7 protein-coding genes and 1 pseudogene are annotated in these 6271 nt (G+C 72.7%); 3 read left to right on the top strand and 5 right to left on the bottom strand.

The window, feature by feature from the left end; all coding sequences use genetic code 11:
- A partial coding sequence (locus AB4039_RS41005; protein WP_442273185.1) for a DEAD/DEAH box helicase occupies nucleotides 1-1366 on the bottom strand: 1366 nt, incomplete at its 3' end.
- Between the two features lie 483 nt (nucleotides 1367-1849).
- On the opposite strand from AB4039_RS41005, the gene AB4039_RS41000 reads away from it, so the two are divergent.
- A complete protein-coding gene (locus AB4039_RS41000) occupies nucleotides 1850-2608 on the top strand; it encodes a ferritin-like fold-containing protein (RefSeq protein WP_442273184.1) in 759 nt (252 codons plus the stop codon).
- A 102-nt stretch (nucleotides 2609-2710) separates the two neighbouring features.
- Here the strand turns inward: AB4039_RS41000 and AB4039_RS40995 are convergent, their stop codons facing one another.
- The 4 genes from AB4039_RS40995 to AB4039_RS40980 form a co-directional block, all read right to left on the bottom strand.
- Nucleotides 2711-3013, bottom strand: a complete 303-nt coding sequence (locus AB4039_RS40995; RefSeq protein ID WP_266842106.1) for a hypothetical protein — start codon at nucleotides 3011-3013, stop codon at nucleotides 2711-2713.
- A 117-nt stretch (nucleotides 3014-3130) separates the two neighbouring features.
- The gene (locus AB4039_RS40990; protein WP_266842107.1) at nucleotides 3131-3358 is read right to left on the bottom strand and encodes a DUF3107 domain-containing protein; all 228 of its coding nucleotides are present in this window, start codon (nucleotides 3356-3358) and stop codon (nucleotides 3131-3133) included.
- Nucleotides 3359-3516: 158 nt separating this feature from the next.
- The gene (locus AB4039_RS40985) at nucleotides 3517-4155 is read right to left on the bottom strand and encodes a TetR family transcriptional regulator (protein WP_266842108.1); all 639 of its coding nucleotides are present in this window, start codon (nucleotides 4153-4155) and stop codon (nucleotides 3517-3519) included.
- A 147-nt stretch (nucleotides 4156-4302) separates the two neighbouring features.
- Nucleotides 4303-4518: a hypothetical protein gene (locus AB4039_RS40980; RefSeq protein ID WP_266842109.1), complete on the bottom strand. Its 216-nt coding sequence runs from the start codon at nucleotides 4516-4518 to the stop codon at nucleotides 4303-4305.
- A gap of 135 nt (nucleotides 4519-4653) precedes the next feature.
- On the opposite strand from AB4039_RS40980, the gene AB4039_RS40975 reads away from it, so the two are divergent.
- Nucleotides 4654-5634, top strand: coding sequence for an alpha/beta fold hydrolase (locus AB4039_RS40975; protein WP_266842111.1), 981 nt, complete (start codon nucleotides 4654-4656; stop codon nucleotides 5632-5634).
- 5 nt (nucleotides 5635-5639) lie between these two features.
- A pseudogene (locus tag AB4039_RS40970) lies at nucleotides 5640-6271 on the top strand (hypothetical protein); the annotation flags it as partial.

Raw genomic sequence — 6271 nt, 5'->3', positions numbered from 1 at the left:
CGGAGGGGGCCTCGGCGGCCGGAGCCACCGCGGGGACGTCCACGGCCGTGTCGTCCAGCTCCGCACCACCACGGGTGCGGCGGCGCTGCCGCGGCGTACGGGTACGCGCGGGACGCTCCTCGGTGACCACCGCGGCAGCGGCGGCGCCGCGGCCGCCACGGCCACCGCGCCCGCCGGTCTCGCCGAGGTCTTCCAGCTCCTCGGCCTTCAGACCGGCCCGCACGCGCTCGGCGCGCGGCAGGATGCCCTTGGTGCCGGCCGGGATGTTCAGCTGCTCGTACAGGTGCGGGGACGTGGAGTACGTCTCCTCGGGCTCGTGGAATTCGAGCTCCAGCGCCTTGTTGATCAGCTGCCAGCGCGGGATGTCGTCCCAGTCGACCAGCGTGACGGCGATGCCCTTCTTGCCCGCGCGGCCGGTACGGCCCACGCGGTGCAGGAAGGTCTTCTCGTCTTCCGGCGTCTGGTAGTTGATGACGTGGGTCACGCCCTCGACGTCGATGCCGCGCGCGGCGACGTCGGTGCACACCAGCACGTCGACCTTGCCGTTGCGGAACGCGCGCAGGGCCTGCTCGCGCGCGCCCTGGCCCAGGTCGCCGTGGACGGCGCCGGAGGCGAAGCCGCGCTTCTCCAGCTGCTCGGCGATGTCGGCCGCGGTGCGCTTGGTGCGGCAGAAGATCATGGCGAGCCCGCGGCCTTCGGCCTGCAGGATGCGGGAGACGAGCTCCGGCTTGTCCATGTTGTGCGCACGGAAGACGTGCTGCGTGGTGTTGGCGACGGTCGCGCCCTCGCCGTCCTCGGAGACGGCGCGGATGTGCGTCGGCTGGGTCATGTACCGGCGGGCCAGTCCGATGACGGCGCCCGGCATGGTGGCCGAGAACAGCATCGTCTGACGCTTCGCGGGCAGGTAGCCCATGATCTTCTCGACGTCGGGCAGGAAGCCCAGGTCGAGCATCTCGTCGGCCTCGTCGAGGACGAGGGCCTTGACGCGGGAGAGGTCGAGCTTCTTCTGCCCGGCCAGGTCCAGGAGGCGGCCCGGGGTGCCGACGATCACGTCGACGCCCTTCTTGAGCGCCTCGACCTGGGGCTCGTACGCGCGGCCGCCGTATATGGCGAGGACGCGTACGTTGCGGACCTTGCCCGCGGTCAGAAGGTCGTTGGTGACCTGGGTGCACAGCTCGCGGGTGGGAACCACCACGAGGGCCTGCGGAGCGTCGGTCAGCTGCTCGGGCGTCGCCCGGCCGGCCTCGACGTCCGCGGGGACGACGACCCGCTCCAGCAGGGGGAGGCCGAAGCCCAGCGTCTTGCCGGTGCCGGTCTTGGCCTGGCCGATGACGTCCGTGCCGGAAAGGGCGACGGGGAGGGTCATCTCCTGGATCGGGAAGGGGGACACGATGCCGACGGCTTCAAGCGCCTCGGCCGTCTCGGGAAAGATCCCGAGGTCTCGGAACGTAGTCAGGGTGCTGCCTCTTCTGTGAGACGCGGCGCGAGGCGGCGAGGGGGGTCGTACCGTGCCGGGCTTGCAGTACTGCGCCCACCCAGTTTCGGGCGGGTCGTACGAAGCTGCGCGGGACCACTAGCCTTCGCTCAAGCGCTCGTGCCGCTGAGGGGGCCCCTCGTGCGGAGGTGGTACGCATGGACGTACACACCGCACAGAGGGCGGTCGGGTTGGAGCCGATCGGGCCACCGACCGGGCATCCTCATTGGGATGGCCCGCCGAGTATTCCGGCAGGCGCATTACCACTGTACCCCGGAATCGCGCAGGTGTGTCGGGTGAATTCACCGGGTAGGCGCGTTTACGTGGACTGAGCAGGGGGTTCGTGCCGCCTTTCGGCGGGCTATTGTGCGGAGCATGTCGACCGTAGAAAACGCATCTCCCGCCGACGACGGCGCGTCCAACGGCGCGCAGGGCATCGCCGCCCAGGACTGGGCGACCGCCTCGGCTTCGCCCCAGTACCGCGCCGCCGTGGTGGACCTGCTCGGCGCGCTGGCGTACGGGGAACTCGCGGCCTTCGAGCGTCTCGCCGAGGACGCGAAGCTCGCGCCCACCCTGGGCGACAAGGCCGAGCTCGCGAAGATGGCCTCCGCCGAATTCCACCACTTCGAGCGGTTGCGCGACCGGCTCTCGGCGATCGACGCCGAGCCGACCGCGGCGATGGAGCCCTTCGCCAAGGGCGTGGACGACTTCCACCGCCAGACCGCGCCCTCCGACTGGCTTGAGGGTCTGGTCAAGGCCTACGTCGGCGACTCCATCGCCAGCGACTTCTACCGCGAGGTCGCCAGCCACCTCGACACCGACACCCGCGCCCTGGTCGTCGGCGTCCTCGACGACACCGGCCACGGCGGCTTCGCCGTCGAGAAGGTCCGCGCCGCGATCGAGGCCGACCCGCGCTGCGGCGGCCGGCTCGCGCTGTGGGCCCGCCGCCTGATGGGCGAGGCCCTCTCGCAGGCCCAGCGCGTGGTCGCCGAGCGCGACGCGCTCTCCACCATGCTGGTCGGCGGCGTCGACGGGATGGCGGCCGGCTTCGACCTGGCGGCCGTCGGCGAGATGTTCACCCGCATCACCAAGGCCCACACCAAGCGGATGGCGGCCCTCGGCCTCGCGGCCTGACCCCCGCCCCGCCCGTCCGTACACGGCGCCGGCCCCGGCCGCGGAACCCCCCGCGGCCGGGGCCGGCGCGCGTGCGGGGCCCAGGTCAGGCTCCAGCGCCGCTCAACCCCGCGACGGGAGCGAAAACGGAGGCCTGCGGGACCTTCTTCCGGAGCCCGCCGCGGGCCGCAGGAGCAGCGAGAGCACGACGGCCGACACGCCCAGCCCGCCGAGGAAGGTCGCGAGCAGGGTGTTGTGCCACGGCCCCAGCGCCGTGTGGGTGAGGTACGCCCCGAACAGGGCCCCCGCCACCCCGCTGACCAGCACCGTTCTGGTGGACGGAAGCCGCTTGGCGAGTACGCGCACGGCGGCGCCCGCCAGGGCGAGGCCCAGCAGGCCGGAGCCGATCGCCTCCAACAGCAGCATCAGGTCACTCCCATACGTCAGGGCAAACCGGGTCACTGCGGTCCTACCCGAAGCGGAAGAAACGGAAACGGCCCGGCGGTATCAACCGCCGGGCCGTTCACCTCAGTTCCCGGTGCCTCAGAGAGCTCCGAAACCGACCTTGCGCACGCTCGGCTCGCCCAGGTCGACGTACGACAGGCGGTCGGACGGCACGAGGACCTTGCGGCCCTTGACGTCGGTCAGGCTCAGCAGCGGCGCCGTACCGGACAGCGCGGCGGTGACGATGCTCTCCAGCTCCTCGGCGCTCAGGTCGCTCTCCAGCACGATCTCCCGGGGTGCGTGCTGCACGCCGATCTTGACCTCCACGGCTATGTCCCTCCGACGGTCCGTTTCGCGCGGTCAGCCGCGCCGTACCCGGTCCACATTAGCCCGGTGAGGGGACGCGATCGGCTCGGGGCGGACACGCTCGCAGCGAACAGCGGCCCGGTCAGGGGCCGCCGCCGACGCCCGCCGGACCCGCCCGCTCAGCCCTCGGTGCCGTGCAGCGGGAAGCCGGCGATGCCGCGCCAGGCGAGCGAGGTCAGCAGACCCACCGCGGTGTCACGGGGGACCGGGCTCGCGCTGGACAGCCAGTACCGGGCCACCACCTGCGAAACACCGCCCAGGCCCACGGCCAGCAGCATCGACTCGTCCTTCGACAGGCCCGTGTCCTCGGCGATGACGTCCGAGATGGCCTCCGCGCACTGGAGCGAGACCCGGTCGACGCGCTCGCGCACCGCGGGCTCGTTCGTCAGGTCGGACTCGAACACCAGCCGGAACGCGCCACCCTCGTCCTCGACGTACGCGAAGTAGGCGTCCATCGTCGCGGCGACGCGCAGCTTGTTGTCGCTGGTGGACCCCAGTGCCGTGCGCACCGCCACCAGCAGTGCCTCGCAGTGCTGGTCCAGCAGTGCCAGGTACAGGTCGAGCTTGCCGGGGAAGTGCTGGTACAGCACCGGCTTGCTGACGCCGGCGCGCTCGGCGATGTCGTCCATCGCAGCGGCGTGGTAGCCCTGCGCGACGAACACCTCCTGGGCTGCGCCCAGCAGCTGGTTGCGCCGGGCACGGCGCGGCAGTCGCGTACCCCGCGGACGCGCTGCCTCGGTCTGCTCGATGGCTGTCACGCCGCCTCCCACTTTCTTCAAGAACACAGTGCGCTCTGCGCCGCGCCGCCATCGTACTTTTCGGTAACCGAATCTGGTGGGTTCAAGCCGAGTTTTCTCGCGGTACGGACCACCCGGACACACCCCCTGACACGCTGGTCAGCGGCCTCAGCGGTAGTCGTCCTCGTCCAGCGGGACCACCCGTGCCTGCTCCGCGGCATCGGCCTCCGGCGCCTCCAGGGGCTCCAGGTCGGTGAGCGAATCGTCCTCCTGCGGCTCGATCTCGGTGTACTGCTCCGCGGTGTCCGCCTCCGGAGCCTCGGTGCTGAGCGCTTCCCGGAGCTCCTTGCGGAAGGTCTCCGGCTCCGCGGGATCCACTGTCATCGCGCTCCCCTCGCCTTCCCTCGTCCTCCTCCCTACGAGCCTAGGAGGATCGACGGTCCGCCGCCAGACGATCCTGTGACCGCCAACACAAGCGAAGACACGGGGGCGAGCGTGATCGTCTCGTAACATTGGCCCATGTCTTCGACCGAGCTGCCGGGTGTGCGGTCCACCGTCGAGCCGACCTCCCAGGTGGGAGCCGCGCGGGTGGCCGAAGGAGAGCAGCTGCGCACCGTCGCGCTGCCGGGCCTGGAGATGAACGTACGTTTCCGGCCACCGGTGCGGGAAGGCCTGCCGCCCGCGCTCTTCGTGCACGGACTCGGCGGTTCCTCGCAGAACTGGTCGGAGCTCATGGAGCGGCTGGCCGACAGCGTCGACGGCGAGGCCGTGGACCTGCCCGGCTTCGGCTGGTCGCCGCCGCCCGCCGACCGGGACTACTCCGTCACCGGGCTCGCCCGCGCGGTCATCCGCCACCTCGACGCCGCCGGGCGCGGACCCGTCCACCTCTTCGGCAACTCCCTCGGCGGCGCCGTCTCCACCCGCATCGCCGCGGTCCGGCCCGACCTCGTGCGCACCCTGACCCTGGTCTCGCCCGCGCTGCCGGAGCTGCGCGTGCAGTGGTCGGCGGTGCCCACCGCCCTGCTCGCCGTACCGGGCGCGGCACCCCTCCTCGTCCGGCTCACCCGGGGCCTGACCGCCGAACAGCGCACCCTGGGGGTGACGGGCCTCTGTTACGGAGACCCCTCACGGGTGACAGAGGAAGGCTTCCGGGGCGCCGTCGAGGAGATGCGGCGCCGGATGGAGCTGCCGTACTTCTGGGAGGCGATGACGCGTTCCTCGCGCGGGATCGTCGACGCCTACACCCTCGGTGGCCAGCACGGACTGTGGCGCCAGGCCGGGCGCGTGCTCGCGCCGACGCTGCTGGTCTACGGCGGCCGGGACCAGTTGGTCTCGTACCGGATGGCGCGCAGGGCCGCCGCGGCCTTCCGCGGATCGAGGCTGCTGAGTCTGCCCGAGGCCGGCCACGTGGCGATGATGGAGTACCCCGAGGTGGTGGCCGCCGCCTTCCGGGAGCTGCTGCACGACACCGACCGGAATACCGAAGACAGCAAGGGCTGAGAACCGTGGGACGACATAGTCGCAAGGACTCCGCCCCCGCCCGCCCGCGGCCGGAGGCCGCGCCGCGGGAGCCGGAGCCGGAGCCGGAGCCGGCGCCCGAGCCCTTCACACCCGGACCGGTGTTCCGGGACGCGCCCGGAGCGAGCCGGAACACCGAGGCCACCGTCAGCCACCGGGGCTACGCACCGCCGCCCCGCCCCGCCCCGCCCGGCGCCCGCCCCGGCGGGCACCCCGAGCAGCACGAGCCCGGCGGGGCCTGGGGAGCACGCCCCGCCCCCGAAGCCGCCGGCGTCTACGGAGACTGGCGCGGCACCCCCCTGGCCACCGTGCACACCCCGCCCGCGCGCGGCACCGACACGCCCGCGCGTGCCCCGGAAACGCCCGCGCGCGGCACCGAAACGCCCGCGCGCGGCACCGAAACGCCCGCGCGTGCCAGGGAAACGCCCGCGCGGGCCACCGACACGCCCGTGCGCGACACCGAAACCCCGGCCTTCGGCACCCCCGCCGTCGGCTTCCCCCGGGTCGCGGTGGCGCCCCCGCCGCCCGCGCCCGACCCCCTCACCTCCACCGGCTCCCACCGCCGCGTGCCCGGTCCGCGCCGGCCCGCGGCGCCCGCGGCCCCCGTGGGGTCCGGGGC

Origin of the sequence: Streptomyces sp. M-16, from assembly GCF_052114405.1 — a bacterium.
GTDB lineage: Bacteria > Actinomycetota > Actinomycetes > Streptomycetales > Streptomycetaceae > Streptomyces.
Note: the sequence above shows the minus strand (reverse complement) of the source record. Positions and strands in the feature narration are given on the sequence as shown.

Excerpts from the sequence above, each read along its gene's own strand:
- AB4039_RS41000 (WP_442273184.1), top strand. The coding sequence starts at position 1,850 with ATGTCGACCGTAGAAAACGCATCTCCCGCCGACGACGGCGCGTCCAAC.
- AB4039_RS40995 (WP_266842106.1), bottom strand. The coding sequence starts at position 3,013 with ATGCTGCTGTTGGAGGCGATCGGCTCCGGCCTGCTGGGCCTCGCCCTG.
- AB4039_RS40980 (WP_266842109.1), bottom strand. The coding sequence starts at position 4,518 with ATGACAGTGGATCCCGCGGAGCCGGAGACCTTCCGCAAGGAGCTCCGG.
- AB4039_RS40975 (WP_266842111.1), top strand. The coding sequence starts at position 4,654 with ATGTCTTCGACCGAGCTGCCGGGTGTGCGGTCCACCGTCGAGCCGACC.